This window comes from Bacillus sp. 41-22, from assembly GCF_025809295.1.
GTDB classification, from domain to species: domain Bacteria; phylum Bacillota; class Bacilli; order Bacillales; family Bacillaceae_G; genus Bacillus_A; species Bacillus_A mycoides.
In genome coordinates, this window is record NZ_CP084035.1 from 1,126,044 (window position 1) to 1,151,219 (window position 25,176).

At 35.1% G+C, this 25,176-nt stretch carries 26 protein-coding genes and 3 pseudogenes; 23 read left to right on the forward strand and 6 right to left on the reverse strand.

Annotation, left to right across the window (positions count from 1 at the left end):
* Positions 1–9 precede the first annotated feature (9 nt).
* The 6 genes and pseudogenes from cysW (at position 10) to LCF45_RS05735 (ending at position 5,659) form a co-directional block, all read left to right on the forward strand.
* Positions 10–867: a sulfate ABC transporter permease subunit CysW gene (cysW, locus tag LCF45_RS05710; RefSeq protein ID WP_003187851.1), complete on the forward strand. Its 858-nt coding sequence runs from the start codon at positions 10–12 to the stop codon at positions 865–867.
* A 12-nt stretch (positions 868–879) separates the two neighbouring features.
* Positions 880–1,953, forward strand: a complete 1,074-nt coding sequence (locus tag LCF45_RS05715) for a sulfate/molybdate ABC transporter ATP-binding protein (protein WP_002125843.1) — start codon at positions 880–882, stop codon at positions 1,951–1,953.
* Positions 1,954–2,076: 123 nt separating this feature from the next.
* Positions 2,077–2,259 (forward strand): annotated as a pseudogene (locus LCF45_RS05720) (PD-(D/E)XK nuclease family transposase); the annotation flags it as partial.
* Between the two features lie 88 nt (positions 2,260–2,347).
* On the forward strand, positions 2,348–3,454 hold the full coding sequence (locus LCF45_RS05725; RefSeq protein ID WP_263894672.1) for a metallophosphoesterase: 1,107 nt from the start codon (positions 2,348–2,350) through the stop codon (positions 3,452–3,454).
* Positions 3,455–3,586: 132 nt separating this feature from the next.
* Positions 3,587–4,564, forward strand: a complete 978-nt coding sequence (locus LCF45_RS05730; protein ID WP_002125846.1) for an HD domain-containing protein — start codon at positions 3,587–3,589, stop codon at positions 4,562–4,564.
* Positions 4,565–5,047: 483 nt separating this feature from the next.
* Positions 5,048–5,659, forward strand: a complete 612-nt coding sequence (locus LCF45_RS05735; protein WP_061674920.1) for a hypothetical protein — start codon at positions 5,048–5,050, stop codon at positions 5,657–5,659.
* A gap of 67 nt (positions 5,660–5,726) precedes the next feature.
* Here the strand turns inward: LCF45_RS05735 and LCF45_RS05740 are convergent, their stop codons facing one another.
* Both LCF45_RS05740 and LCF45_RS05745 read right to left on the reverse strand, forming a co-directional pair.
* Complete coding sequence (locus LCF45_RS05740; RefSeq protein WP_263894673.1) at positions 5,727–6,848, reverse strand: anti-sigma factor; 1,122 nt, start codon at positions 6,846–6,848, stop codon at positions 5,727–5,729.
* Positions 6,849–6,853: 5 nt separating this feature from the next.
* Positions 6,854–7,339 carry an RNA polymerase sigma factor gene (locus tag LCF45_RS05745; protein WP_002168921.1) on the reverse strand — a complete coding sequence of 162 codons (486 nt, stop codon included), beginning with the start codon at positions 7,337–7,339 and terminating at the stop codon, positions 6,854–6,856.
* Positions 7,340–7,475: 136 nt separating this feature from the next.
* Between LCF45_RS05745 and LCF45_RS05750 the strand changes: the two genes are divergently transcribed.
* On the forward strand, positions 7,476–8,378 hold the full coding sequence (locus tag LCF45_RS05750; RefSeq protein WP_002030329.1) for an AraC family transcriptional regulator: 903 nt from the start codon (positions 7,476–7,478) through the stop codon (positions 8,376–8,378).
* 153 nt (positions 8,379–8,531) lie between these two features.
* Here the strand turns inward: LCF45_RS05750 and LCF45_RS05755 are convergent, their stop codons facing one another.
* Positions 8,532–10,274: an ATP-binding response regulator gene (locus LCF45_RS05755; protein ID WP_002168919.1), complete on the reverse strand. Its 1,743-nt coding sequence runs from the start codon at positions 10,272–10,274 to the stop codon at positions 8,532–8,534.
* 9 nt (positions 10,275–10,283) lie between these two features.
* The gene (locus LCF45_RS05760; RefSeq protein ID WP_002011226.1) at positions 10,284–10,985 is read right to left on the reverse strand and encodes a response regulator transcription factor; all 702 of its coding nucleotides are present in this window, start codon (positions 10,983–10,985) and stop codon (positions 10,284–10,286) included.
* 139 nt (positions 10,986–11,124) lie between these two features.
* On the opposite strand from LCF45_RS05760, the gene LCF45_RS05765 reads away from it, so the two are divergent.
* The 11 genes from LCF45_RS05765 (at position 11,125) to aceA (ending at position 21,564) form a co-directional block, all read left to right on the forward strand.
* Complete coding sequence (locus tag LCF45_RS05765; protein WP_002125860.1) at positions 11,125–11,973, forward strand: CPBP family intramembrane glutamic endopeptidase; 849 nt, start codon at positions 11,125–11,127, stop codon at positions 11,971–11,973.
* Between the two features lie 10 nt (positions 11,974–11,983).
* Positions 11,984–12,229: a hypothetical protein gene (locus LCF45_RS27025; protein ID WP_002125861.1), complete on the forward strand. Its 246-nt coding sequence runs from the start codon at positions 11,984–11,986 to the stop codon at positions 12,227–12,229.
* A 49-nt stretch (positions 12,230–12,278) separates the two neighbouring features.
* Entirely contained in the window at positions 12,279–12,578 is a 300-nt protein-coding gene (locus LCF45_RS05770; protein ID WP_001006056.1) for a hypothetical protein, read from the forward strand.
* Positions 12,579–12,797: 219 nt separating this feature from the next.
* Positions 12,798–14,063, forward strand: a complete 1,266-nt coding sequence (locus tag LCF45_RS05775; protein ID WP_002186445.1) for a M48 family metallopeptidase — start codon at positions 12,798–12,800, stop codon at positions 14,061–14,063.
* Between the two features lie 96 nt (positions 14,064–14,159).
* Positions 14,160–15,068, forward strand: a complete 909-nt coding sequence (locus LCF45_RS05780; RefSeq protein WP_002125864.1) for a DMT family transporter — start codon at positions 14,160–14,162, stop codon at positions 15,066–15,068.
* 77 nt (positions 15,069–15,145) lie between these two features.
* Positions 15,146–15,823 carry an S-layer homology domain-containing protein gene (locus tag LCF45_RS05785; RefSeq protein WP_002011235.1) on the forward strand — a complete coding sequence of 226 codons (678 nt, stop codon included), beginning with the start codon at positions 15,146–15,148 and terminating at the stop codon, positions 15,821–15,823.
* Positions 15,824–15,907: 84 nt separating this feature from the next.
* Positions 15,908–16,120: a hypothetical protein gene (locus tag LCF45_RS27115; RefSeq protein WP_078206360.1), complete on the forward strand. Its 213-nt coding sequence runs from the start codon at positions 15,908–15,910 to the stop codon at positions 16,118–16,120.
* 521 nt (positions 16,121–16,641) lie between these two features.
* Positions 16,642–17,292 (forward strand): S-layer homology domain-containing protein, encoded by a 651-nt coding sequence (locus LCF45_RS05795; protein WP_002125869.1) that lies wholly within the window; start codon positions 16,642–16,644, stop codon positions 17,290–17,292.
* Between the two features lie 362 nt (positions 17,293–17,654).
* Positions 17,655–18,329, forward strand: a complete 675-nt coding sequence (locus LCF45_RS05800; RefSeq protein ID WP_002064191.1) for an S-layer homology domain-containing protein — start codon at positions 17,655–17,657, stop codon at positions 18,327–18,329.
* Between the two features lie 342 nt (positions 18,330–18,671).
* The gene (aceB, locus tag LCF45_RS05805; protein ID WP_078177024.1) at positions 18,672–20,261 is read left to right on the forward strand and encodes a malate synthase A; all 1,590 of its coding nucleotides are present in this window, start codon (positions 18,672–18,674) and stop codon (positions 20,259–20,261) included.
* A gap of 25 nt (positions 20,262–20,286) precedes the next feature.
* Positions 20,287–21,564, forward strand: coding sequence for an isocitrate lyase (gene aceA / locus LCF45_RS05810; protein ID WP_002125874.1), 1,278 nt, complete (start codon positions 20,287–20,289; stop codon positions 21,562–21,564).
* A gap of 136 nt (positions 21,565–21,700) precedes the next feature.
* Here the strand turns inward: aceA and LCF45_RS05815 are convergent, their stop codons facing one another.
* Positions 21,701–22,195, reverse strand: coding sequence for a DUF6584 family protein (locus LCF45_RS05815; RefSeq protein WP_002011284.1), 495 nt, complete (start codon positions 22,193–22,195; stop codon positions 21,701–21,703).
* A 276-nt stretch (positions 22,196–22,471) separates the two neighbouring features.
* On the opposite strand from LCF45_RS05815, the gene cspA reads away from it, so the two are divergent.
* A complete protein-coding gene (gene cspA, locus LCF45_RS05820) occupies positions 22,472–22,675 on the forward strand; it encodes an RNA chaperone/antiterminator CspA (RefSeq protein ID WP_002011282.1) in 204 nt (67 codons plus the stop codon).
* Between the two features lie 58 nt (positions 22,676–22,733).
* Positions 22,734–22,951: pseudogene (locus LCF45_RS05825) on the forward strand (hypothetical protein).
* Between the two features lie 49 nt (positions 22,952–23,000).
* Here the strand turns inward: LCF45_RS05825 and LCF45_RS05830 are convergent.
* Positions 23,001–23,186: a hypothetical protein gene (locus LCF45_RS05830; RefSeq protein ID WP_002011281.1), complete on the reverse strand. Its 186-nt coding sequence runs from the start codon at positions 23,184–23,186 to the stop codon at positions 23,001–23,003.
* A 302-nt stretch (positions 23,187–23,488) separates the two neighbouring features.
* Here LCF45_RS05830 and LCF45_RS27120 point away from each other — a divergent pair.
* The 3 genes and pseudogenes from LCF45_RS27120 to LCF45_RS05840 all read left to right on the forward strand — a co-directional run.
* A pseudogene (locus tag LCF45_RS27120) lies at positions 23,489–23,566 on the forward strand (RNA-guided endonuclease TnpB family protein); the annotation flags it as partial.
* A gap of 49 nt (positions 23,567–23,615) precedes the next feature.
* Positions 23,616–24,197 (forward strand): competence protein ComK, encoded by a 582-nt coding sequence (locus tag LCF45_RS05835; protein WP_002011279.1) that lies wholly within the window; start codon positions 23,616–23,618, stop codon positions 24,195–24,197.
* A 334-nt stretch (positions 24,198–24,531) separates the two neighbouring features.
* Positions 24,532–25,125: a TVP38/TMEM64 family protein gene (locus LCF45_RS05840; protein WP_002011278.1), complete on the forward strand. Its 594-nt coding sequence runs from the start codon at positions 24,532–24,534 to the stop codon at positions 25,123–25,125.
* Positions 25,126–25,176 lie beyond the last annotated feature (51 nt).

Consider the following 25,176-nt stretch of genomic DNA (forward strand, 5'->3'; position numbering starts at 1 on the left):
GGGGAGAAAATGGAACCAACATTATTAGAAAAGAAAATAGTAAAAAGCGTATCAGTTAAAAAAGAATCTAAATTTGTACCAATTCTATTCATTACGATAACAATTTTATTTTTATCTCTCTTTCTATTACTGCCGCTCGTGACAATTTTTATGAAAGCGTTCGAACGAGGAATTGATGTATATATTGCCGCTGTAACAGATCAAGAAGCATTTTTGGCAATCAGGTTAACACTTCTCGTTGCATTAATTGTTGTACCGCTGAATACGATATTCGGAATAGCAGCAGCTTGGCTTATTACGAAGTTTCAGTTTAAAGGAAAGCAAGTATTATTATCTCTTATTGAACTGCCGTTTGCTGTATCACCAGTTATCGCAGGATTAGTATTCGTTTTACTTTTCACACCTCGTGCTGCTCTTGGCGGATGGTTAATGGAACACGGGATAAAGCTCATCTTCTCTGTTCCTGGCATTATCATTGCGACGATATTTGTTACGTTTCCATTCGTTGCGCGTGAATTAATCCCAGTTATGCAGGCGCAAGGGAAAAGTGAAGAAGAAGCGGCGCTATCACTTGGCGCAAGCGGCTGGAAAATGTTTTGGCACGTTACGCTTCCGAATATAAAATGGGGCCTTTTATACGGCATGATTTTATGTAATGCCCGGGCCATTGGTGAATTCGGCGCCGTTTCCGTTGTATCTGGTCACGTGCGCGGCGTTACAAATACGATGCCGCTTCACATTGAAATTTTGTACAATGAATATCAATTTTCAGCAGCGTTCGCTGTGGCGACTTTAATGTCACTCATCGCAGTTTTTACGCTCGTTATAAAAAACTGGATTGAATGGAGAATGGAAAAACGACAATAAGGAGTGAGTGCGGTGAGTATTCAAATTCAAAATGTATCAAAACAATATGGTACATTTCAAGCGCTGACAGACATTCATTTAGATATTCCAAAAGGAGAACTTGTTGCCTTATTAGGCCCATCAGGTTCTGGGAAAACGACGTTATTACGAATTATTGCAGGACTAGAAGAAGCGGATGGAGGTTCGATTTCTTTTGATGGGGAAGATTTAACTGATATTCACGTGAAAAACCGGCAAGTCGGTTTCGTCTTCCAGCACTATGCACTTTTTAAACATATGAATGTATTTGAAAATGTCGCTTTCGGTTTAAAAGTAAGAAAGAAAAACTTACGACCTTCAGCTGAAGTAATAAAAGAAAAAGTAACAGAACTATTGAAACTAGTAAAAATGGATGGTTTCGCAAAACGTTATCCAGCGCAATTATCTGGCGGACAACGCCAACGTATCGCACTAGCCCGGGCACTTGCAGTCGAACCGAAAATTTTATTGCTAGATGAACCGTTTGGTGCACTTGATGCAAAAGTACGGAAAGAATTGCGAAGATGGCTCCGGAAACTACATGACGAATTTCAAATTACGAGCGTATTCGTAACGCATGACCAAGAAGAAGCGTTAGACGTTGCGGACCGCATCGTTGTAATGAATGAAGGACGCATTGAACAAATGGGAACGCCGGAAGAAGTATATGAAAAACCAGCAAGTCCGTTCGTATATGACTTTTTAGGAAACGTGAATTTATTTCACGGCCGCGTTCATAAAGGTAAACTAAATGTAGGATCGGTGGAACTAGAAGCACCAGAGCATAAGCACGTTTCAAACGTAGACGGAGTGGGATACGTAAGACCACATCACTTATCAATCGATCGTACGAAACAAAGTATAGATGCCATCCCGGCGAAAGTAACATACTCACATGCAGTTGGCCCTGTCGTATATGTAGAATTGAAGCGCGACGGAACAGATGAGTATCTAGAAGCAGAAATTAGTAAAGAACAGTTTAGACAGCTAGGCATTCAAACAGGTGAGTTTGTATACGTACATCCGAGAGAAGTGAAAGTGTTTATTCCAGAGGATTTTGTTATTTAATAATAAGGTGCGGTCCCTATATGAGTATGTATAGGGGCCGCATCTCTTTGTTTACTTGAATGTCTTATTCTTATGTACAATGTAGACGAGAGCTGGTTATAGATATAAAAGGAGAGGAATGCCATGTCCAAACAATTAGTAAATTTGCGCATTGATTTTGCCTTTAAACAGTTATTTGGTACGAGTGGTAACGAAGATATTCTTACGACTTTCTTAAATGCTATGTTATAAGAATCTTTAGAATCACCTATTACATCGTTACAGCTAAAATATCCACATTTGCACAGAGAATATGAGGATCACAAGTAAGAGGAAAATAACTTTGATTTGCTTACTATTTACGTTCTAGGCACAGAACAAGTTATAATAGAAGAAATCAATAAGGAGGCTAGCAGTGAAAAATTTTCGTTATCTCAATATATTCACTATTTTAATTGTATACACACTACTCATGTTTTACATCGGCTGGAACGGATGGGTTTGGCTCAGTACGGTGTTCGGCTGGGAATCTTGGGGATATTACGCTTTCATAGTCGGATTTATTTCATATGCGTACATTCTCGTACAAGTGTTTAAATTTCTTCCTTTCCTGCGAACGGTCGGTTCAATTTGGTTTGCGGTTATACAATACGCGCTTATGTTATTGCCGTTAGCCGATATTGCCGTCTTATTATTACAGTTTTCAGTGGAGAAAGAGACGGCAATTATTTGGACAGGAACGGTCGTTTTACTCGTATTCATCTTTATCTTTGCATATGGAGTATTCAACGCATATAGTCCAGTAGTAAGAAAGTACGAAGTGCACATACCGAAAAAAGTAGGAGGGCGTAAAAGTTTACGCATTGCGATGGCCTCTGATATGCATCTCGGTAAACTGTCTGGAGTTGCTCATTTAAAGAGACTCGTTCGTCATGTAAATGAAATAAAACCCGATATTATTTTACTGCCTGGTGATATTATCGATGATCATCCAGGTGTGTTCATTCAAAAAAATATGGGGCCAATCATGAAACAGATGAAAGCTCCATTAGGCGTATATGGTGTGTTAGGAAATCATGAATATTACGGCAGAGCTGTTCCTGAGTTTTTACAAGAGATGGATAAGATTGATATTCGTATTCTTTTAGATGAAGTCATTACAATTGAAGATGATTTTTATCTCGTCGGAAGAAGGGATAAAACAGAGCGAGATCGTCAAAGCTTTGAAAATCTAATGAGTACGGTAGATAAATCGCTTCCTGTTATCGCAATGGATCACCAACCATTTGAATTAAAACAAGCAGCGGACGCCGGCGTTGATTTATTATTATCCGGTCACACGCACCGCGGACAAATGGCGCCGAACCATATTGTGACGAGAAGAATGTACGAACTAGACTGGGGATACGCACAAAAAGGTGCATTCCACGCAATTGTTTCTTCTGGATTTGGATTCTGGGGACCACCGCTTAGACTGGGAAGTAGATCTGAGATTGTGCAGGTTGAAGTTACATTTGAATAGGGTTGTGAAATAGAGAGCTGAGTGCTCTCTATTTTTTATTTAAAGGTACAAAATATTCGATTGAGGTTCTTTATTTACTCTCTGGAAAAAGAGATACTATAAGAAGACTCTGCTTGAAAAGGGGGATTTTAAGTGATCATATTAGATGTCATATACGGTGAGTTTAAAGTGGATAAAGTGTTAGAAGAATTAATTTTAAGTAAACCTGTGCAAAGGCTGAAAGGGGTTCATCAGGCCGGAGCAAGTTACTTAATGAATGAGAAATGGAATGTAACACGTTTTGATCATTCAGTTGGTGCTATGTTGTTAATTAAAAAACTTGGTGGTTCAGTAGAAGAACAGATTGCTGGCTTACTACATGATGTATCGCATACTGCTTTTTCCCATGTGATCGATTACGTTTTTGATAACGAAAACGAAAGTTATCATGAAGAAATATTTAGTTCTGTCGTGAAAAACTCGGAAATCCCGGCGATTCTTTCAAAACATGGTTATAACTATGAAGATATTTTGTTAGATGATTCGAAGTGGACATTACTTGAAAAATCTGCGCCAGAATTATGTGCAGACCGAGTGGATTACACATTACGGGATATGTTTACATATGGATATATTTCTTTAGAAGAAGTTCATAGTTTTTTAGAGGATTTAATCGAAGTAGATGGGAAAATGGTTCTTCAAAATATTGAAATTGCAGAATGGTTTACGAAGACGTATTACAAAGAAGTAATTGATTTCTTTATGAAACCAATGAATATTTATGGAAACGATATGTTAGCTAAAACGTTAAAATTAGCTCTTCATAAAAAGATAATCCATCCAGATGATTTTCTTCTTGAAGATCATGAGCTTATTACGAAATTGCGGCTATGTAAAGATCAAGAAGTAGATGCTTTATTAAGAAAAGTTCATCCAAGTATAGAAGTAAAAGAAGATAGAAATGAGTATGATCTACATCAGAAAAATAAAGTGCGTCTTATTGATCCTCCATTACTTCGTGAAGGTGAAGTTGTTCGATCGTCTGTTGTATCGGAAAAAATAAGACAGATGAGCGATATCGCTTATGAAAAGGCGATAAGAGGGATGTATGTGAAAGTGATTTCTAATTAGTTTATTTGTAATAGGAAAAGGTGTCATCAATTATGATGACACCTTTTCGCTTTAAAGGGTTGTTCGTATGGAAATGTGTTACATTTTTACGAGACTATAATATTTTACCAGAGAAAGACCTTTTATAGTAAAAAATAAATTTTATAAAGTTTTCCATCAAAAATAATTTGTGAAAAAAGTACTAATTTTTAATGTGACAAAAATAATATATTTTTCAATAATCGCTTTAGAATCTTTCGTTCTTTATATATGTATTGTTATTTTTTTAAGGGGATTTAAAGGTTTTTGTCGTTTTTTGTTGTAATTTTTATATTATGATAAATATAATGTTCGGAATCAGCCATTATAACAGAAAAATTTTAAAAAAACAGAATTGAATCATATTGCTTATTTTAATATAACTTATTTGTTAATTAATAACATATTTAGGGTATGATTCTTTATTGCGGTGAGAATTCTTTTTAGCATAGGAGGATTTACAGAATGGTTAAAACGGCAAAACCTGAAATGATGAATGAATTAAAAGAAACAGTTTACAAATTCTTTCCGAAAAATATTGTGAAAGAAGAAGGATTGTACGAGGAGTCCAAAGAGCATAAAAAGTTTGTAGACTTGAAAGAGAGTTTTATAAAAAACGAAAGCTCTCAAAAGGAAATTTTGTCTTTAATCGAGTCAACATTTTGTGATTATCACGTGTCAGACTATACAGATTTAAACCTATATAATTGTCTAGAATATAATGTGTTACTAAATGGAAAAGAACCGATGTTAAATGATGATATTGATTGGATACGAAAATCAAGAGGCGAGCGCCTTGATTTAGGGGTTTTTGTTAGCTTACTTGATAAATATTATTATTACTACGTATTAAAAACAACATATGATGAAGATGTAAGGGAATGGACTTTTGAAACAATTGATGTAGAAATGGATACCATTTGTGAATTTGAGAAACTAATGAATACAAAAGGATTTGTAAGAGTAGAACGAGAGGTTGCTAGAACTGCAATTCCTGATATAGAAACGGAATGTTTACGTATGGGGGAAGTTAACGTATTCCACGCTTTATTCACGGATTCTGTTAGTGAAATATAGGTTTTAAATTATTAAAAAGGTTGTGTAGAAAATAGCTGCTATTTTCTGCACAACCTTTTCATTTTCACTAATCAAACCAATTCCAAACCTCAATATCTCCAAGAGTCGCATAACGTACGTGCGGGGAGTTTTGTAATTTTAATAATTCTTTCGACGGCCCCGTAATGACAATGCCGTATACTTTTACGCCGTTATCTTTTACATATTTATAACCTTTATCTAAGTTTAGTTCTTTCTCAGGAAGTGCTGCTATTTTACTTACCGTTTTTTTATGGATAGAAAGGACGTGCATCATTTCGATTACTTGATCTTCTGGCGTTTTGTACTTGTCTGCGTTACTATCTAGAAATCTTACATGTTCTGGAAATCCTATAGCTTCTCCGCCATGTAAGATATAGTCATCTACATTTTTTCTTTCTTGTCCTGTATCTAAAGCGTACCATACAGGAGTTGGAGGGAGTTCTTGTGCTTCGAATATGCTATATAAAAGCGGTTCTAATTCTTTTAAAGTGTAAGTTTTATCAAAAGAAATTGCTACTTCTGCAACTGTTCCATCATGTACTTTTGCAAGTGTATCCCATACTTTTTTTGAGGAATCCTTTAAATAATCACCCTGCTTTGTTTTGGGATGAACAAAGAAGAGTTTTGGTTGATAGAACGGATTCATCCAAGTTTGTTTCGTGACATCTACAGATGATAAGAAGCTTTTTGTTTCTACTGTACCGAGTGGCATTTCTTTTTTACCGACGGTTCTTACTAAATCGAAGCTGCTGTTCGTACGGAAAAAAGCTTCTACACTTGTTCCGCCCCCCATAACACGGCTATTTGGGATAGTTGCTTCAAGTGCAAGCGAAGGAACTTCTCTAATTTCTTCTAGCCTTTTATCATTATTAGCTTGAAAATAAAAGGCTGATAATACCCCGCCGATTATATATATAACGATGCAAATGGATAATATAAAACCAAACGTTTGTAACCGATGTTTCCACTTAATTCTCCAAAAAGGAACTTTAAGATCTTTTGGCGGTAATTTTTTCTTTACGGGTTCACTTTTCGCAAGCAATTCATCTAAATGAGCTTCACATTCTGCACAAGTTTCTATATGACTTTCTAACTGTTCTTGTTCGTCATGTGTGAGCGTTCCTTTTTCGTATTTCGTCCACAGTTTTTTAAACTCTGCACAACCCATCTGTATCACTCCTTTATGCTTTTCGTTTCTTTTCGTCCTCGGTGTAATTCAATTTTTACTTTTGCTAACGAGAGACCAGTCATTTCTGCTATTTCCTTATAAGAGAATCCGTAGTAATCTCGTAGTAGTAACACATTTCGTCTTTCGAGCGGAAGAGAGGATATACTTTGTAACCAACTAGTAATCTCATGTTTTACGAAATAAGAGTGTTCTGTACTTGGCACGTTTGGTAAATGGAATTCTTCAATTTGCGTTGTTTTATACTTCTTTTCTTTTCGGTACCAATCGATAAAGGCGTTGTAGGCGATTGTAAATAACCACGGCCTAATTTCTTCTCCTTTATAATAGTCAATATGGACGAGCATTCGGTAAAATGTTTCTTGCATGAGATCTTCAGCACTATGAGAATCTCCGGTTAGGGAGAGAAGATAGCGAAATAAATCTTGCATATGCTCGGAGTAAATTTCTTCTAATGATTGTTTGCGTTTCACTACATTTCCCTCCCTTCATACATAACAACGAAATACATATAAAAAAGTTACAATTTTTATGGAATTATAGTAAAAAACGTCAAGAATTGGATAGGATTCTCTTTTATCATAATACATATAAGGCGGGTGAACAGAGATGGAAAGCTATGAAACACAAATTCAAAGGTCAATTGATTATATTGAGGAAGATGTAATGGAAAAACAAACGCTACGTAATTTAGCACGTGTTGCAGGTTTTTCTGAGTCGCATTTTCATCGTGTATTCCAGGCGTTAGTAGGCGATACAGTAATGGAGTATGTTCGAAAGAGGAGGTTAGCCCGGGCAGCTTATCAACTTTCTCATACGGATGAAAAAGTTATTGATATCGCATTTGAGCATGGCTTTCAATCTCACGAAACGTTCACGAGAGCCTTTAAAAAATTATTTCAAATGACACCAAGTGAATATCGAAAACAAGAAATCGAAACACCAATGTATTATAGAGTGAATGTAAAACAAAGAAAATTAAATCCATATTTAGGGGGCATACAAATGGAATATCGTATTGTAAATAAACCAGAATTTTTAATGGCGGGTTATGAGCTGAAGACGACAAGTAAAGAAGGAAAAAACCACCAAGACATTCCAGCATTTTGGCAAGAATATTTACAAAAAGATCTTGGAACGACGATTCCGAATCGTAAAGATACGAGCCAATGGGTAGAACTTGGATTATGTACTGATTTTAATTTAGAAACAGGGGACTTCACTTATATTATCGGAATGGAAGTTACAGACTTTGAAAATGTACCAAATGCAGTTGCAAAGCGTACATTCCCAGCGGCGACATATGCAGTATTTACAACGCCGAAAGTTCCTCATGAAGAAATGGTATCATCTATTCACCAAACGTGGAATGCAGTATTCTCAGAATGGTTCCCGCATTCAGGATACGAACATTGCGGCGTTAATGAGTTTGAGCTATACGATGAACGTTCCCATGCAGATAAAAGTGAGTTCGCTCAAATTGAACTTTGGATACCGGTGAAGAAGAAATAATAGAAAGAAAGACCGTTCAAAAGGTATTTTTGGACGGTCTTCTTTTATTAATAGGTTGCTACTATTGTTGTATTTTATAGTTAAGTCGATATAATTTCATTTACTAGCGCGCTGTTCCGAAAAGAGAAAGGTGCTTTATAAAAGCACCTTTTCCTACGAACTAAATGGAAACACAAGTATAATCGTCGTTCCTTTTCCAACTTCACTATCAATGAAAATCGTTCCGTTATGGGCATGAACGAGCTGTTTTGTAATGGCGAGACCAAGTCCAGTTCCGATGTTGCTTTCTTCTGTATTCGTTCCTCTGTAATATCGCTCGAATAGAAGTTCTTTCGTTTTATCATCCATACCTTTTCCATTATCTGAAATAGATAGTGTAAATGAATTTGCATTTTGCGAAAGTTTTACGATTACGTTTGTCGTTTCATTATTATGTTTTACAGCGTTTGCGAGTAAGTTTTCGATAATACGTTGGAACCATTTTTCTTCAATAAAATATTGGATTTTGCTTGAACTTGGCACGAATTCAATGTTTTGATTTTGTAGTGTCGGGTTATTAATAAATTGTAATAGTACTTTTCGGACGAACTGATTAATTTCAACATTTACGTGTTGCGCAGGCAGAGTATCATTTTTTAATTGATATGTTAAGCTTAAGTCGTCAATTAATGTAGTCATATATTGAGATTTTTCTTTCATTACATGGCCAAATTGTTGAATGTCTTGATCCGTCCAATTATATTGCTTCGATTCTAGTAATAATGCATAGCCGTATATAGAGCTAAGCGGTGTTTTTAGATCATGCGTCAGGCCGGTAATCCACTCTTCACGTGTTTGTTGCAGTACTTTTCTCATTGCATCGTTCTTTTTCAAAGTAATAGAAAGGTGCTCTAGTGAGTTTGTAACATCTTTAAATATGCGGAACGACCATTTTTCTTTACCGGAGCGCCGAAACCGAACAGGTTTGCCTTTTTTACTAACAGGTTCTTCATATTTTCCTCCGGCTATGTTTTTAAGCCAGCGCATCGTGTGTAATAAAGGCTTTCCAAACTTATTTCCATACCAAATTGAAAGAATGACTAAATAAGCAAACACAATAAGGAGGATTAGGCTGCATCCGATTAGAAGTTTCTTGGTAAATATATCATCTAATTCATCATCTGGATAATAATGAGCGTTTGGGGCGGATACAACGACGAGATGACCGCTATTTGAATCGTAAAAACTAGATGTATTTTCTTTATAATTCCACGGTTCTTTTTCATTAAGAGCCGTTTTTATAGCCGAAAATGTTTTTTTCTTCCCAGTTGGATAGGAAAAAACTTCTTCGCCATTGTTATTAAATATTTGCAGTGTTGCTTTTTCTTTAGAAAGTAATTGTTTTTCTTGTTCAGTTAATGCAAATTCATTTAATGATAAAGAAGGGTGTCCTTGTTGTATCGTTTTTAGTAATGCATTACTTTTTAGTTTGGCACCGTAAATAACGATCACTGGTTTCTTTTCTAATTTAATTTCCCAATAGTTAAATTTATAAATATTGTTGTTACTATTCTGTAAATACGTAAGTAAGGATGTCTTTGTGTAAGAGGTCGGAACATCGTTAGGCGTATTAAAGTTGTAAAGGACCTTTCCATCTTCATCTACAATTTGAAGCCAATCACTCTTTTCTGTTATTAAATCTTTTACCTTAGATTTTAAAGTAATGTTATTGTCTTCAGAAGAAATATATTCGGAGATTGTAAAGGTATCATAATCAGAAATATTAGGTTCATATAAAGTACTATTAAGAAGAAAAATTAAATAAGAAAAAGAAGCAATTACTGCGATAAGTAACGTAACTAAGACAAAAACGTGTTGTAAAATAAACTGGATTATAAGTCGTTTATTAAAATTCATATCTTTAACCTACTTTGTAATGAACTTATAGCCAAGTCCACGAACTGTTTTTATGTATTCTGGTTTACTTGGATCTTGTTCAATTTTTTCACGTAGTTTTCGAATGTGAACCATAACAGTATTATCATCTCCATTATAGGCAGGTGCTCCCCAAACTTTTTCATATAATTCTTCCTTCGAAAATACGTAGTTCGGATTCTCACAAAAGAATAGTAGTAGTTGAAAGAGTTGAGCGGAACATTCGACAACGTTTCCATCTACTGTTAGTTCCGCAGAATGTTGATCAATTTCAAATCTCCCAAAAGAAAAGGAGTATATTCTTTGTTCTTGTATGTTTTGTTTCATATGTCTTCGGAGTTGAGCTTTCATACGAGCGACTACTTCTAGTGGATTAAATGGTTTCGTAATGTAATCATCCGCACCGTATGAAAATCCGGAAATTTTATCTACATCAGATGTTTTTGCTGTTAGGAAGAAGATAGGGCAATCCGTTTTTTGGCGAAGGATTGGACAAATGTCAAAACCGGATTGTCCAGGAAGCATTACATCTAAAATAATTAAATCGTAATTGTTTTGCTCGGTGAGAGATAAGGCTATTTCCGCAGATGTTGCAGTTGTAATATGAGAAAAACCTTCTTTTTCAAGAATGGTAGTTAGTAATTGTAAAATTGCTGTTTCATCATCAATGAGTAGAATATTTGCGTGATACATATGAATCCCTCCTAATTTCCTCGAATATCATATCATCTTTTTGTAACTTATGGAATTTTTAAGGAAATTTTAAGGTTTTCTTTCACAAAAAATTAAGATTCAAATGATATGATAAAAGTAACATGGGGAGGAGATGAATGTGAATCCGTTTCAAACGATGCGAGCTAGATATTTTTTAATTGTATTTGCATTACTAATTTTAATAGCACAAAGTAGTAATGAAGTGCTAGAAAATACATTTCATATACAGAATTCATCTTTTATAAATATGCTTATATTTTATATCCTTCCAATAATATGGCTTTTTTACGGATATAGAAAGCATCGTGTTTCATTTTCATTATTTATTAATAGAAACGAAACATTTAACCTAGTGCAAGTTTTGTACATCGCGATTATGCTTTGTATGTTTAGTTACGGCTATCTTATTTTATATATGTACAGCTTTGCATGGATTACACCAGATTTTATTATGAATGCCTTGCATGAACCGATTATAGATAGTACTGGGGGATATGTATTTCAATTTATTAGGGTTGTATTTATCGCGCCTATTGTCGGAGAGTTTGTTTTTCGAGGGTTTTTACTGCAGCGTTTTGCAGCAAAATGGGGTACTAGTATAGCAATGGTCGTTGTAGCACTTTTATTTGCTTGCTTACATGTTGATTTCCTTGGTGCAGTTGTGTTTAGCATCGTACTATCAATCGTATATATTCGTACGAAAAGCTTGCTCATGCCAATTGCTATTCATATGTTAAACAATGCGCTTGTGCTTAGTTCTTCTTTTTTAGTAAGTAGAGAAAAGATAATGAGTTTTGCCGATTTTTCGAACTATACGACATTCTTTCCAGGATTAATTATTTTTATGACAGGATTAAACTTAGTGCTCATCTTTTTATTTGTGAATCGCAAATATTGGAGTAAAGAAGTGCCTGTTATATATGCGGAGAAGGAAAAGAGCTTTTCGAGTATAGCAGGAGATAAGTAAGGTAGAGAAGATGTTTGAGAAAATATTGAAGGAAATGATAGATTATTGTACTTCTATTAGATATAAGTACTTTTCCATCAATAATGATACAGGAAATATTATTTTTCTTTTTATCGTGTTAGGGACATTAATAATAGTCAGCTTTATTATAGAAGAAATGATGAAGCGCATCTTCAGACAGTATGTAAAAAATGAAGTGAATTATGTTAGGGCTCATAAAATGTTTGAGAAAGTGATGGGGACTTTTATTTTATGAAAACTAAATCATTATTAATTCGAAATTTGAAAGGGATGTATAAAATTATATGAATGAAACAATATCATCAAATAAGTTTTTTTATTTGATTGTACTGAGTTTAGTATTGATTACGACAGTAAATGTTGTTCTTCGCTGGGAGGAAGCTTACTTTTTTATGTATTTAGCGCTCCATTTATTAGGGATTTTATGCATAACGGGCGGAGTAGTTGCTGAGAAAAAGCATGAAGAAAGTATTAATTATATGTGTGTGATGGGTCTTATTTTACTTCTAACTGTACAAGGTATTATGAAATATAGTTCTTTTTCTTTGCAAGATTTTAGTTTGTTAATAGATGTACTTCCTTAAGGAGAGGCTCTTTATTTTATCTAAAAGGCGGTTTGCCAGTGCATTTCTTATCCCATGAACCGAATAAAGTGTCTAAAGGTAGGTGAAACTCTTCTTATGTAGAAGAGTTTTTTTATGTAAGTAGAAGGCTCTCGAGCAATTCTCATAATAAGCTTGTTCTAATTTAGCATGTACGAACTTACAATAATAATAGACAGGCAGCATAGAGGAGGGAATAGCGTGAGGAAAGTTATTGGGTGGTCGTTTTTTTTGTACGTTGGGTTTGCGTTACTTATATATTGGTATTTATTTGGATGGAATCATGAACTCATTCCGGACATGTATAAAGGAACGAGTGCAGATCCAGAAACTTTTATGAATGCGAGGGAGCTTACGCTAAGCCAAGATTATTCGCGCGTGAAAAACTTACTGTTCTTTTTAGCGACGCCTCTTGAATGGATTATTTTATTGTTTGTACTTGTGCTCGGTATTTCAAAAAAGTTTGAGAAATGGTCGAAGGAAACGACCAAAATAAATGTCTTACAAGTTGCGATTTATTTCTTTTATTTATCACTACTAACAACAGTTCTTGCATTACCGATGCAATGGATTGGGCGTAAAGTATCCGTTGATTACGGAATATCTACGCAAAGCACACAAAGCTGGATAAAAGATCATGTCATCGATTTTTGGGTGAACTATGCGACTATGTTACTCATTGTTTCGGTTCTGTTATGGCTCATCCGTAAATTTCCGAAGAGATGGTGGCTAGCAGGATGGGCGCTCTCTGTTCCGTTTACGATTTTCTTAACGTTTGTGCAACCTGTTGTAATTGATCCACTTTATAATGATTTTTCAACGCTGAAAAATAAGGAATTAGAAACGAAAATTTTAGCGATCGCAGATAAAGCTGATATTCCATCTGAACATGTATATGAAGTAAATATGTCGGAAAAAACGAATGCGTTAAATGCATATGTAACAGGAATTGGAAAAAACCTTCGTATTGTAATGTGGGATACAACACTTCAGCAATTAAAAGATAAAGAGATTTTATTTATTATGGCCCATGAAATGGGACATTACGTAATGAAACATATATATTGGGGCGTTGCGAGTTATATTTTCATATCGTTTATAGGTATGTATTTAATTAGTCGTATTTTAAATATGTGTATTCGAAAATGGGGAGATACGCTGCAAATTTCCAAAATGGCATGTTTCTCGATTTTACCTTTATTTTTCTTAATTTCTTCTGTACTATCCTTTGCGTCACAACCAGCAACAAACTACGTCTCTCGTATAGAAGAACGAGCGGCAGATCAATACGCTTTAGATATGACGAAAGATGGAAATTCAGGTGTGAAAACTTTTCAATACTTATCAAAAACAAGTTTAAGCCAAGTAAATCCACCTGCGTTAGTGAAATTTTTCTTATACACACATCCGCCAATTTTCGAAAGAATTCATACGTTTGAACAATATGAAAAACAGAAGAAGCAGTAGTGTACTGCTTCTTTTTATTGTGGATGATTCGAGTTTTGGAAAATTATAGTGTATAATACGTAGAATATTCAGTTAAATATTTAGGAGGTTAATATTTTGTTTCATTCAAAATCAATGCCGGCTATAAAAATGATCCTTTCGATGTCTATTTTCGGATCGATTGGATTTTTTTCTGTCCAAACGGGTTTACCATCTTTTGAATTAGTATTTATTCGTTGTATTTGTGCGACTTTATTTTTAACGCTATGTTGGTTTGCAACGGGACAATATAAAAATGAGAAATGGAATAAAAAAGAAATTGTGCAAATATTAGCGTGTGGCGTATTTCTCGTTTTTAACTGGGTGTTTTTATTTAAAGCGTTTGAAGTCATGTCGATTACAATTGCGATTTCTGTATATCATCTTGCACCGATCATCGTATTAATGATTGGTAGTATTGTATTTAAAGAGAGGTTAACAGCATTTGCGGTTCTGTCCATTACCATATGTTTCATCGGTACAGTTTTAGTAGCTGGGGTAGATGGAAGTATGTCGCTTGAGAAACTTATGTCGTCTGGAATGGTGTGGGCGCTTCTTGCAGCTTTATTTTATGCATTTACAACGTTGCTCGGAAAAGGAATTAAGCATACGAGTGCATATGCGATGACATTTTTACAAACTTTTTTGGGTATATTTTTATTGCTACCATTCGTAGACTTCGGGAAGTTTCAAGGATTAACAGAGATGAACTGGATGATGATCACAGCGACAGGACTTATACATACGGGATTTGTATATTACTTGTTTTTTGACAGTTTAAGAGGTTTATCGACGAGATTAATTTCGGTATTAGTGTTTTTAGATCCTGCGGTTGCAATTTTGTTAGATACGGTCTTTACCGGTTTTAGACCGACTAGTATGCAAATTGTAGGGATTATTCTTATATTTGTAGGAATGGCGTTTACTTTTCGAAAAACGAAGGATGAAAAAGTGGTGGTAAAAGAAAATACGTATTATGAAGTGTAAAAAATTACCTCCTAACGTATTGAGAATTTTCTTATTTTTTGTACAATATAAAAGTAGGAAAATAAAGGAAGAGGCGGATGAGAGAGATGAAAAAGTTATTAAAGATAGCGACATCATTAACTTTAATAGGGGGGATATTTGTTAGCGGTAATATTGTTTCAGCAAATACAGATGGAATTCAACAATCTCCACCTCCACCTGATATTATGCTAGAATTTGATGATTTAGCAAATGATCATTGGGCTTATAATGAAATTATGAATTTAGTATATCACCGTATTATGTATGGATATGGAAACGGTAAGTTTGGGGTAGAAGATAATATAACACGTGAACAAGCAGCAGCAGTACTACATCGCGCACTCAATTTAAAAAGAAGTCCATTTGAAGAGAATCCATATGGAGATATTAGTGGGAAATCAACAATGTTCCCTTACGAAATTTTACATTTAACAAGCCTTGGTATTTTTAAAGGAGACGAAAATGGGAATTTCCGTCCGAAAGCAACATTGACTCGTGCAGAATTAGCACAAATTTTAACGAAAGCATATACGTTAAAAGCAAAGCATCCGCATACATTTACAGATATACTAGAAAACTATTGGGCAAGAGATGCAATTAGTGCATTGCAGTCTAATAAAGTCGTAGTAGGAACCGGAGATGGTAAGTTCGAGCCTGAAATGCTCGTTACACGTGGGCAATTCGCTAAGTTTCTACAACAAGCAATTTATAATTCACCAGGGAAATGGGAATAAATAAGAGTATAAAAAAGTACAAGTAGATTATACTTGTACTTTTTTGTCTGAAAGGTGAAGTTTTTAGAAATAAAGGTTTTCTAAGTGAAAGAAAAACATACATTTACTGAAATACCAGAAAACCATTGGGCTAAAGATGCGGTAAGCACCTTACAATCTAATAAAGCTATAGTTGGAACTGGTAATGGTTTATCCCGCTATTTGTGGGCAATAAAACTCCCACCTCAAAATTTAGATGGAGCAAAGAAGTTAGGTGGAAGCCCTGCTGCCCGTAAACGCCCGATTGGTGAGAGCTAATAATCAGTGGGGGATGAACAAAACCCCAACTGATTAAAGTTTCACTTTATTCGAACCAGAAAAACTTGTAACCCGTGAACAGTATGCGAAGTTCTTAAATAATGCACTTCATAGATTCTACGTAAACGATTAATCTATGAAGCTCGAAAAAAGCGCAAATATGATATTTGCGCTTTTTTTGTCTATAAAGTGAAATTTTTATAAGTGAAGGACTTGATTAGTAGATAGTAGAATATTGTATATATAACATCTTTGCAAAAGCTTTTGTTTATCCTTTTTGAAAATTAAATAGAGAAACTAGAGCGCAAAGATAAGAATATTTCTTCAAATGATTTGCATGCAATTCAGAATACCAATTGGAATTGAGAGCGAATTGGCTCACCTAGTAATCTTCAAAATAATAGATGTTAAAAATGCAATATATTACATACGGTTTGCAAATGCAGCATATGTAATATGGGAAAAGAATTTAGTCTATTATTTTCCACTTTTAATAAAGTGGAAATGAAGGAGAGAGGACAATGAAGAAAAAAATGTTCCGTATAATGGCGGCAGCGACTATTATGGGTGGAGTATTGGTAAGCGCAAATGTTCCTAATATAAAAGCAGAAGAATATCCAGAAATGATTGTATTTGATGATGTTCCAGTAGACCATTGGGCATATGAATATATTATAGAAGTGGCGTATCATAAAGTTATGCTAGGTTATGGAAATGGAAAGTTTGGTGTAGGTGATAATGTAACCCGTGAACAAGTGGCGGCAATACTGTATCGCGCACTTAATATAAAACATGAAGGCCCATTAAAAAATCCTTATAAGGATATTTCTGAAAGATCAACAATGTTTCCAAATGAAATTTTAGCATTAACAGAGCGCGGTATTTTTAAAGGTGATGAGAAGGGGAACTTTAGACCTAGAGAAACAATAACACGTGCAGAAGTAGCGCAAGTTCTTACACAGACATATTCCTTTGAAGCGAAGCAACAGCATACATTTAAAGATGTACCAAATAATTACTGGGCAAAAAATGCAATTAGTGCTCTGCAAGCTAATAATGTCATAGTAGGAACAGGGAATGGAAAGTTTGAACCAAATAAAGTTGTAACACGTGAGCAATATGCAACATTTTTAAATAAAGCTATTATTAATTTTCATTTGAAAGATGAATAACATGAAACGGAAGTTTTTAAAAATATAGTACAAGAAAAATAAAATTATATTAATATAGCGTATTTCTTTAAAAAAAGCGCGGAAATTACGCGCTTTTTTCTTATTTTAAATTGTTTATCTGTATATTTATTCTGCTGTTCATAGTTCGGTGGTTAGTATTTATGGAAAAAAAAGGTTAATTATAGTTACTTTTTATAGGAAAAAAGTACGATTTAGTAACTTTATTGTTAATTAAGTATAAAGATAAGTATGTGAAATACAGTTCACAAATTAGACAAACATTATATGGATAAGTGTATTGTTACTTTTCCATAAATTCTTTATATTAGAAAAAAATATGTTTTTTTTAGGGAGAGAATACAGTGAAGAAAAAGATTTTAAAAGTAGCAACAGCTTTAACAATTATGGGTGGAATTGGATTAAGCGGACAAGGTACTACAGCAAATGCTGAAGTAGCTGTGAAACAACAACAAGCTGCTCCTGTTACATTTAAAGATGTACCGAAAGGGCATTGGTCTTATGGAGCGATCCAAAATCTAGCAGATTGGGGAATTATTGCTGGTTACGGAGATGGAAGATTCGGTTTTGGTGATAATGTAACACGTGAGCAAGTAGCGGCGTTAATTTACCGTACAATTGATGGGGACCAATACTTTGATGAAGATCATGAGTTTGTAAGTACATATAAAGATATCGTTGATGATAACTCAACAATGTTCCCAATTGAAATTTTAGCATTAACAGAATTAGAAATCTTTAAAGGTGATGGTAGTGGAAACTTCAGACCAAAAGATACGTTAACACGTGCAGAAATGGCACAAATTTTAACGGAAACATTTGAGTTACAAGTGAAAAGTACACCAGGATTTAAAGATGTACCAGCAGGACATTGGGCAGCTAAAGCAATTAATGCAGTAGGTTCAAATGGCATTTCAGCAGGTGATGGTTCAGGTAACTTTGCGCCAGGTATGAAAGTAACACGTGAACAATATGCACAGTTCCTATACAAAGCAATTTTAAATGATCAGCAACAATAATTTATCCCCCTATTTGAGGGCAGTAAGACTCCCACCTCAAAATTCGGCGAATGTGAGGGAGTTAGGTGGGAGATCAACTGCCCGTAAAAGCCCGATTGGTGAGAGCCAATAATCAGTGGGGGATGAACAACCCCCCCACTGATTATTAGTTTCACTTTATAAAAAAGAGCCAGTGTTATATAACACTGGCTCTTTTTTTGCTTGAAATCATAATGGATAAACACAGTTTTGTAAAAAAATTATTAAATTTTCAAAAAAAACTTCCTTTTCCGAAGATTTGTTATATAATATAAAACATAAAATCAAATCTGTTATAAGACAGTTTAAAAAGGGGATGCTAATATGTCGACGCAAACTTCACGGGTTACACTGGCCGGAGAAATGTTACCAGCGTACAACGAAATATTGACACCTGAGGCGCTTAGTTTTTTAAAGGAACTGCATGAAAATTTCAATGAACGCCGCACGAAACTTTTAAAAAAGCGTGTGGAGAAACAAAAAAGAATTGATGCAGGGGAGTTTCCTACGTTTTTAGAAGAAACAAAGCATATACGTGAAGGGGATTGGACAATCGCCCAGCTTCCGAAAAATTTAGAGGATCGCCGCGTGGAGATTACTGGTCCGGTGGATAGAAAGATGGTCATTAACGCTTTAAATTCAGGAGCACATCTTTTTATGGCAGACTTTGAAGATTCGAATGCGCCAACTTGGAGAAATGCTGTCGAAGGTCAAATTAACTTACGAGATGCGAGTAAGGGAACGATCTCACATAAAAATGAAAACGGAAAAGAATATCGTTTAAATAGTAAAACAGCTGTATTAATTGTGCGTCCGAGAGGGTGGCATTTAGAAGAAAAACATATGCAAGTTGACGGCAAGAACATGTCTGGCAGTTTAGTAGATTTTGGTTTGTACTTTTTCCATAATGCGAAGACGCTTTTAGCAAAAGGAAGTGGCCCATACTTTTACTTACCGAAAATGGAAAGTTACTTAGAGGCAAGATTATGGAATGACGTTTTCGTATTCGCTCAAAAGTATATCGGTATTCCGAACGGAACGATTAAAGCGACTGTGTTAATAGAAACGATTCACGCTTCATTTGAAATGGATGAAATTTTGTATGAACTAAGAGATCATTCTGCTGGTTTAAACTGCGGACGATGGGATTATATATTTAGTTTCTTAAAGAGCTTCCGTAATCATAATGAATTTTTACTTCCGGATAGAGCGCAAGTCACGATGACAGCGCCGTTTATGCGCGCGTATTCTTTGAAAGTTATTCAAACGTGTCATCGTCGTAACGCGCCAGCAATCGGAGGGATGGCGGCGCAAATCCCAATTAAAAATGACCCAGAAGCAAATGAGGCAGCTTTCGAGAAAGTGCGTGCTGATAAGGAGCGCGAAGCTTTAGACGGTCATGATGGGACTTGGGTTGCCCACCCGGGACTTGTACCGGTTGCAATGGAAGTATTTAATCACATAATGAAAACGCCAAATCAAATTTTTAGAAAGCGTGAAGGAATACGTGTAACAGAAAAGGATTTATTAGAAGTACCGATGGGAACGATTACAGAAGGTGGTCTTCGCACGAATATTAACGTCGGTATTCAATATATTGCATCTTGGTTAAGCGGGCGGGGAGCAGCTCCAATTTATAACTTAATGGAAGATGCAGCAACAGCGGAAATATCAAGAGCACAAGTATGGCAGTGGATTCGTCATGAGGGTGGAAAGCTAAGTGATGGCCGTAATATCACTTTTAAATTAATGGAAGAATTGAAAGAAGAAGAACTAGCAAAAATAGAAAGAGAGATTGGTAAGGAAGCATTTAATAAGGGGAGATTTGAAGAAGCTACAAAACTGTTTACAAACCTTGTTCGTAATAACGAGTTCATGCCGTTTTTAACATTACCGGGTTATGAAATTTTATAAGAAACAAGAAAAGGGGATGGAACATATGAAAAACGAAAGAATTGATAAATTGCAGGAAAGCTGGGAATTAGATACGCGCTGGAAAGGGATAACACGTCCATATACAGCTGAAGATGTAATTCGTCTGCGCGGATCGATTGATATTGAACATACGTTAGCGCGCTGCGGTGCAGAGAAGCTTTGGAAATCACTTCATACAGAAGATTATATTAATGCACTTGGGGCATTAACAGGAAACCAAGCGATGCAACAAGTGAAGGCTGGATTAAAAGCAATTTATTTAAGCGGTTGGCAAGTAGCGGCAGATGCGAACCTTTCTGGACATATGTATCCTGACCAAAGCTTATACCCAGCGAACAGTGTGCCAGCTGTTGTAAAACGAATTAACCAAACACTTCAACGTGCTGATCAAATTCAGCATATGGAGGGTAGCGGTGATACGGATTATTTCGTTCCAATTGTGGCGGATGCTGAAGCTGGGTTTGGTGGACAGTTAAACGTATTTGAATTAATGAAAGGGATGATTGAAGCGGGTGCATCTGGCGTGCACTTTGAAGACCAATTATCTTCAGAGAAAAAATGCGGGCATTTAGGCGGAAAAGTATTATTACCGACGCAAACAGCGGTGCGTAATTTAATTTCGGCACGTCTTGCTGCGGATGTAATGGGTGTACCAACAATTATCGTCGCAAGAACAGATGCAGATGCGGCAGATTTAATTACGAGCGATATCGATCCAGTTGATCAAGAGTTTATTACAGGTGAAAGAACGCCAGAAGGGTTTTATCATACGAAAGCAGGTCTTGATCAAGCAATTGCACGTGGTTTAGCGTATGCGCCGTATGCAGATCTCGTTTGGTGTGAAACGTCGGAGCCAAATTTAGAAGATGCAAAACGCTTTGCGGACGCAATTCATAAGAAATATCCAGGGAAGCTACTTGCTTACAACTGTTCCCCTTCTTTTAACTGGAAACAAAAATTAGATGAAAAAACGATTGCAAGCTTCCAAAAAGAAATTGCATCGTACGGTTATAAATTCCAGTTCGTAACGCTTGCTGGATTCCATTCATTAAATTACGGCATGTTTGAATTAGCGCGTGGTTATAAAGAGCGCGGCATGGCAGCGTACTCTGAATTACAACAAGCAGAGTTCGCAGCAGAGAAATACGGTTACTCTGCAACGCGCCATCAACGCGAAGTAGGAACAGGATACTTTGATGAAGTAGCACAAGTGATTACAGGCGGTACTTCATCAACGACTGCTCTAAAGGGATCCACAGAAGAAGAACAGTTTACGAAATAAAGGTATAAGTAGGTGCCCCAAAAAATATTTTTGGGGCACTTTTCTTATTTATTATTACGTCGCTGACATTGTTAAACTTTGTCGGAAAGTTGATGTAATTTTATTTGTCGTCGTATTGTGGGACGTTCACTTCTATTTAAAATATCCAATCCAATATAGTGAATATACCAACGATAGCAGTAAAAAGAAGGAATGCGAATAATGATAGACAGCCCCATGTAAATAGTTTGTCTTTCCATGTTTCTTCATAATCATCAATTAGTTCCTCTATCACTTTTTTCTGCAATGGCTGTAAGGGACGTTCGGTGTGTAGTCCTGTAATAATGTTACGATCTCCTTTGAATTTTAAAGCACGTACAATATGATAAGAGTCGTTTCCCATCGATTTTTCAAATTGTAGACATGCCGCGTGCATAACATCTGTTTTCTCTTTTTCAAGATACCAATACCGTCCAGCCATTTCTGGGTATTGTAATGTAAAGTAAATGTCACCGAGTTTTTTCCTAAGTGCTAATTCATTCGGATAAGTAGTGATTAATCCGTGTAATCTATCTCTTGCTTTTCCAAGGTTGTTATTTTCAATATCTTTTTCAATTCTCTTTAATGTTTTTTTAGGGATTATTTCTGTCATACACGCCTCCTTATTAGAATAGGTGTGGTTATATTTTATAAGAAATAATAAAATTTAGAAATTTTATTTTTAAAAAGGATTGTACATTCTATTTTAAGTATGTTATGATAATACCAGTTGAATAATTAAATTAAGCAATCCATATATTATCAAATGCCGAAAACAAACGGGAAAAAGTATGTGAGAACTAGTTTATTTTTCGAATTTGATAATGTGTGGATTCTTTTTTTATACATGAAGACTAAATAAAATGTATTTTCGTAGGAGGAAATAATTATGACAGTTACAGGACAAGTAAAATGGTTTAACAACGAAAAAGGCTTCGGTTTCATCGAAGTTCCAGGCGAAAACGATGTATTCGTACATTTCTCTGCAATCGAAACTGATGGTTTCAAATCTTTAGAAGAAGGCCAAAAAGTTAGCTTCGAAATCGAAGATGGCAACCGTGGACCTCAAGCTAAAAACGTAATCAAACTATAATTTTATAGTTTATTATAGAAAAAAGGATGGCTTATGCCATCCTTTTTTTGTTGTTGAGATATACGATATTTATATTAGTAATAAAGACAGCCTAAAAAGTACGATTGAAGAAATAAAGGCGTACTCGAAAACTTATGAAAATGATAAAGTGACGGTAATTGATTTGAGGAAGTCTCATTCTCGGTATTTAGATCAAGAACCATATTACAGGTTGAAAGAGATACAGAGAATCTTGGAAGAAAAAATAGTAGGTTTTTTGAGGATGAAGAAGAATGAAGGAAATGGCAATCAGTATGTAAAAGGGCTTTCCGTAAAGGAAGGCCTTTTAGTGTTCTTTCACAGCTTTTTTCTTTTCACGTTTCTTGCATTCTGGACATTTAGATTTACGAAAAGGCTTCGCGAAGAACAGTAAAATAAAAAATAAACCGAATATAATACTCGCTGAATTTTTTACGATAACAATGCTACTATTTTTCATTTGAATTGTTGGATGATCTTGCTTTTCTTCCATGAGAGACCTTCGTATATTTGATTTATATTTTAATTATAGCAAAATTAATTGCTGTAATTATATGAAAAGGGGAATGTGTTAAACATATTACAAATGATATAAATTCTTTTTTCGTATATAGAATCCTTTTTTTATACAGATTATTCCTTTAATATTCATATATCATTATTAACAAATTTATATTATATTTGATTTATTATAAGTATTTGTAAAGAATCGTGGAATGTAAACCATTTCCTTTTCGTAGGTGCTACTATAAAAGGGAAATGAAGAAGGGAAATTAAATAGCAATCGAAAATTAAAAAAAGAGAGGTGAAAAATCTGTTACTAACAAAAGAGCGAGTATAGATAAAAGTATTCTTAGCGTGCAAAAACTACATACTCTAAGGATATACATTTTCCTATATTTGTAGTAGCAGACAGTAGACTATGGAAAGTAAAGTAGAACGTTATGTCGAAAACTATGTTGTAAGCAAAAATACAATGGCCTTACTTCCTGTTGTTCTAGGAGAAAAGAAAGTTGTTACGCGGATTGTAGAAATGGAAGATTCTTTTTTCGTATTTCAAAAGCCTCTTGATATTATAGAGAGAAGTTGCCGGAAGCATGGTTCTAGTTTCTTTGGAAGAAAAGAAGGAACGAAGGAGTTAACGCGTATTACACATAAAGCTCCTATCGCAATTAGCCCGACAGATCAACTTTATTTTTTCCCTACGTATTCTTATTCTCGAAAAGAGTGTGCGTGGTTATCTCATTTTCATATTGAAGATAATAAAGAATTAAAAGATGGAAATCTTATTATTAGATTTATAAATGGTTTCGCTGTGAAACTAGAAATGTCAAAAAGTAGCTTTGAAAATCAGCAAAATCGTACAGCGAAATTACGGACAGAGTATGAAGATCGTAAGAAAAAACAAGGAAATCCTTGCTTTAAAGAGATTGATAAAAATGAAGAATCTAAATTAACACCAGCATATGAGAAAGTGTATTTTGTGAAGGAAGGCGAAGTGTGAGAGGGAAAGGATGGGGAGACTCATCCTTTTTATTTGTCTGTTTTTGTCGGAAAGTCGATAAAAATCAAATTGTGGTCGATGTATTCAGAAAATCACCGGTGTAATTTCATTTACCGAAAAAATCATCAAAAAATATTGTTCCTCAAACAACCAAACGTACAACAAACCTTGTCGAATATTGAAAGATTATCATAGCATAATAATGAAGGAATTCTAGCGAATGATATGGAAACTTTAATAAATACATCTCCATATGTCGTATCTACCATTTCCTCTTTCATTTAAGCAATGATACAGTAGAGGTAGTAATTAGAGTAAAGGGGTAAAGTGTAGAATGGATTTTCAAACGATCAAAGAGTATTTTTCACCAGAAAATATGGATCATATTGTTGAAAGTTATCGTGCGTTCGGACCGCTTCTCGGTATTGGCTTACCGATGATAGAGGCGCTTATTCCAGCATTGCCACTCATTGTGTTTGTGTTGGCGAATGCTGTTGCATTTGGTTTTTGGTTCGGTTTTCTTTATTCATGGATTGGGTCAGTAATTGGTGCAATGCTTGTATTTTTCATTATTCGTAGCTTTGGAAGAAGTCGTTTCTTTTCTTTTGTAAATAAGCATGAGAGAGTGCGAAAAGCGATGGGATGGATTGAAAGAAAAGGGTTCGCGCCAATCTTTGTTATATTTTGTTTTCCGTTCACACCATCTGCGCTTATAAACGTTGTAGCTGGTTTATCTCGCATTAGCGTAAAACAGTTTGGACTAGCATTAGCATTTGGAAAGCTTGTTATGATCTTTATTTTAACGTATATCGGTCATGATTTAGTGTCATTTATTCATAAGCCGGTGAAATCGGTTATTGTGGGCGTTGTTATTTTTATTTTATGGTATGTCGGTAAAAAAATTGAAGTAAAGTTAGAACTACATTAGGAAAAGTCTTCTTTGTCCCGCTATTTGAGGGCAGTAAAACTCCCACCAAAA

Coding starts and splice junctions, on each gene's coding strand:
- cspA (WP_002011282.1), top strand. CDS start 22,472: ATGACAGTTACAGGACAAGTAAAATGGTTTAACAACGAAAAAGGCTTC.
- LCF45_RS05770 (WP_001006056.1), top strand. CDS start 12,279: ATGAATGAAACAATATCATCAAATAAGTTTTTTTATTTGATTGTACTG.
- aceB (WP_078177024.1), top strand. CDS start 18,672: ATGTCGACGCAAACTTCACGGGTTACACTGGCCGGAGAAATGTTACCA.
- LCF45_RS05785 (WP_002011235.1), top strand. CDS start 15,146: ATGAGAGAGATGAAAAAGTTATTAAAGATAGCGACATCATTAACTTTA.
- LCF45_RS27025 (WP_002125861.1), top strand. CDS start 11,984: ATGTTTGAGAAAATATTGAAGGAAATGATAGATTATTGTACTTCTATT.
- LCF45_RS05830 (WP_002011281.1), bottom strand. CDS start 23,186: ATGGAAGAAAAGCAAGATCATCCAACAATTCAAATGAAAAATAGTAGC.
- LCF45_RS05795 (WP_002125869.1), top strand. CDS start 16,642: ATGAAGAAAAAAATGTTCCGTATAATGGCGGCAGCGACTATTATGGGT.
- LCF45_RS05750 (WP_002030329.1), top strand. CDS start 7,476: ATGGAAAGCTATGAAACACAAATTCAAAGGTCAATTGATTATATTGAG.
- LCF45_RS05835 (WP_002011279.1), top strand. CDS start 23,616: ATGGAAAGTAAAGTAGAACGTTATGTCGAAAACTATGTTGTAAGCAAA.
- aceA (WP_002125874.1), top strand. CDS start 20,287: ATGAAAAACGAAAGAATTGATAAATTGCAGGAAAGCTGGGAATTAGAT.
- LCF45_RS05840 (WP_002011278.1), top strand. CDS start 24,532: ATGGATTTTCAAACGATCAAAGAGTATTTTTCACCAGAAAATATGGAT.
- LCF45_RS05735 (WP_061674920.1), top strand. CDS start 5,048: ATGGTTAAAACGGCAAAACCTGAAATGATGAATGAATTAAAAGAAACA.
- LCF45_RS05815 (WP_002011284.1), bottom strand. CDS start 22,195: ATGACAGAAATAATCCCTAAAAAAACATTAAAGAGAATTGAAAAAGAT.
- cysW (WP_003187851.1), top strand. CDS start 10: ATGGAACCAACATTATTAGAAAAGAAAATAGTAAAAAGCGTATCAGTT.
- LCF45_RS05760 (WP_002011226.1), bottom strand. CDS start 10,985: ATGTATCACGCAAATATTCTACTCATTGATGATGAAACAGCAATTTTA.
- LCF45_RS05740 (WP_263894673.1), bottom strand. CDS start 6,848: ATGGGTTGTGCAGAGTTTAAAAAACTGTGGACGAAATACGAAAAAGGA.
- LCF45_RS05755 (WP_002168919.1), bottom strand. CDS start 10,274: ATGAATTTTAATAAACGACTTATAATCCAGTTTATTTTACAACACGTT.